Source organism: Clostridium bornimense (genome assembly GCF_018917145.1).
GTDB classification, from domain to species: Bacteria; Bacillota; Clostridia; order Clostridiales; family Clostridiaceae; genus Clostridium_AN; species Clostridium_AN bornimense_A.
On record NZ_JAHLOD010000105.1, the window covers coordinates 1 to 2488 of the forward strand.

General features: G+C 34.9%; 1 protein-coding gene and 4 tRNA genes. All 5 read left to right on the plus strand.

Annotation, left to right across the window (positions count from 1 at the left end):
• Positions 1 to 35 precede the first annotated feature (35 nt).
• Positions 36 to 119 (plus strand) — tRNA-Leu (locus KQI30_RS16635).
• Positions 120 to 131: 12 nt separating this feature from the next.
• Positions 132 to 207: transfer RNA gene (locus KQI30_RS16640), tRNA-Gly, on the plus strand.
• A 37-nt stretch (positions 208 to 244) separates the two neighbouring features.
• A tRNA-Gly gene (locus tag KQI30_RS16645) sits at positions 245 to 318 on the plus strand.
• Positions 319 to 435: 117 nt separating this feature from the next.
• Positions 436 to 1881 carry a DEAD/DEAH box helicase gene (locus tag KQI30_RS16650; RefSeq protein ID WP_216464465.1) on the plus strand — a complete coding sequence of 482 codons (1446 nt, stop codon included), beginning with the start codon at positions 436 to 438 and terminating at the stop codon, positions 1879 to 1881.
• A gap of 492 nt (positions 1882 to 2373) precedes the next feature.
• A tRNA-Arg gene (locus KQI30_RS16655) sits at positions 2374 to 2450 on the plus strand.
• The last annotated feature ends 38 nt before the right edge of the window (positions 2451 to 2488 follow it).

Sequence of the window (2488 nt, forward strand, 5' to 3'; positions counted from 1 at the left end):
TCCGGGGTTCGATTCCCCGGTGAGCCACCAAATAAGCAGGTGTGGCGGAATTGGCAGACGCACTAGACTTAGGATCTAGCGCCTTTGGCGTGGGGGTTCGACTCCCTTCACCTGCACCACATTTTTTATGCGCGATAGTAGCTCAGTTGGTAGAGCGTCGCCTTGCCAAGGCGAAGGTCGCGAGTTCGAGCCTCGTCTATCGCTCCATAAAGGTGTTAATGTGGTTATAATTAAAATATATTATGCGGGCATTGCATAGTGGTAGTGCTTCAGCCTTCCAAGCTGATAGTGCGGGTTCGATTCCCGCTGCCCGCTCCATAAGTGAAACAGGACATTATGTCCTGTTTTTTATTTTTTGTATTTAATATTTTAATAAATATCATGAAGAATAATATGTGAAAATAAGTTATTGTAAGCAATGTATAAGGAGAGAATATGAAAGATAATAAATTTGAAAAATTAAAATTGGATGAAAAAATATTAAAGGCTATAGACCTTCTTGGGTTTGAAGAACTTTCAGAAGTTCAAAAAGAAGCGATACCATATTGCTTGAATAATATGGATGTAATAGTGAAATCACAAACAGGGAGCGGAAAGACAGCAGCTTTTGGGATTCCTTTATGTGAAAAGGTAGTAGTTGATAAAGCAATGGTTCAAGGATTGGTACTAGTACCTACTAGAGAATTAGCTGTGCAAGTAAAAGAGGAAATAGGGAAAATAGGAAGGTTAAAGAAGGTAAGGGTAGCAGCAGTGTTTGGTAAACAATCGTTTAGTGAACAAGTAAAAGAGTTGAAGCAAAGGGTACATATAGTTGTTGGAACACCAGGAAGGATAATAGACCACATAGAAAGGAGAACTATAGATTTATCTTCAATAAATACCGTGGTTATAGATGAAGGCGATAAAATGCTTAATATGGGCTTTATAGATCAAATAAGAGATATTTTAAAGTCATTATCTAAAAGTAAAAATACTTTTTTGTTTTCTGCGACTATTCCACAAGAAATAATGGAATTATGTAATGTATATATGAATAAACCTAAGATTTTAGATGTGAAGTCGAAGGTATTTAATAGAGAAAAGATAAAAGAAAGTTATATAAGGGTAGAATCACAAGATAAGTTAAGAGTGTTAAAAAAACTTATATATAGTGAAAATAGTGATGCAATTATTATATTCTGTAATACAAGAGATAAGGTAAAAGAAGTGGTAAATAGTTTAAAGAGAGAAAAGATATTTGCAGAGGCTATTCATGGAGATATGGATCAAAAAGATAGAATAAAGGTAATGGAAAGATTTAAAGATAGAGAATTTAAGATTTTAGTAGCTACAGATGTGGCGGCAAGAGGGATTCATGTAGATCATATAACACATGTAATCAATTATGAACCGCCTATGGAGAAAGATGCGTATGTTCATAGAATAGGAAGGACTGGTAGAGGTGATAAGTCTGGCATTGCGATATCATTAGTATCTACCTATGAAATGAAATTTTTAAATCAGATAGAAGAATATATAGGCTATAGTATTAAACTTGATTCTGAACCAGATCAAAGAGCAGTAGAGGTTGGAAAAGTTACTTTTAAGGATAGTGAAAAAAATAGATTTGGAAAAAAAGAAAAAGGGAAAAAAGGTGTATCAAAAGAAGTTACTAAGATATATATAAATGCTGGAAAGAAGAAAAAGATCCGTCCTCTTGATATAGTTGGTTCATTTAGCAATTTAGATGGTTTAAGTGGTGATGATATAGGGATTATAGATGTGCAAGATGTATGTTCTTTTGTAGATATTTTAAATAGCAAAGGAGAGGGATTTTTACGCCAATATAAGGAGCTAACTATTAAGGGAAAGAAGGTTAAAATACAACGTGCAAAAAAATAATAAAAAAAGTGTTGACATATTGTAAGGGATATTGTAGAATAATCTTCGTCGCCAAGAGAAAACAACGGCGGCGAGGAAAGTTCTTAAAGTTTCAAAATAATTTTAAAAAAATTATGTTGACAACTTAAAAGAAAAATGTTAAGATAATTAACGTTGATGTTCGAAGTAAGCAAAGAAAAATGCAAACAAAGAACAAGTAATATTCACTAGAAACAAACAGTTGATAGTGGGAAATAGATGTATTCGCTAGAAACAAGCAGTACTAGGAAACAAGAAGCGAATGAGTGAGAAATACTTCATGTATTCGAACGAAATGAGCGACGCAGTTGACGAAGTAATGCGTAGTTTATAGTAGAATAGAAAGAGATATTCGCTAGAAGCGAGTAGTACGAGGAAGCAAGGAACGAACAAGCGAGAAATACTTCATGTATTCGAGCGAAGTGAGTGAAGTAGCTGACGAAGTAATACGAAGCTTATAGTAGAATAGAATATGCGTCTTTAGCTCAGCTGGATAGAGCAACGCCCTTCTAAGGCGTGGGCCTGGGGTTCGAATCCCTAAAGACGCACCATATGTGTCATTAGCTCAGCTGGTAGAGCACCTGACTCT

Bases quoted from the DNA above. Each gene is read 5' to 3' on its own strand.
- KQI30_RS16650 (WP_216464465.1), top strand. From the start codon at position 436: ATGAAAGATAATAAATTTGAAAAATTAAAATTGGATGAAAAAATATTA.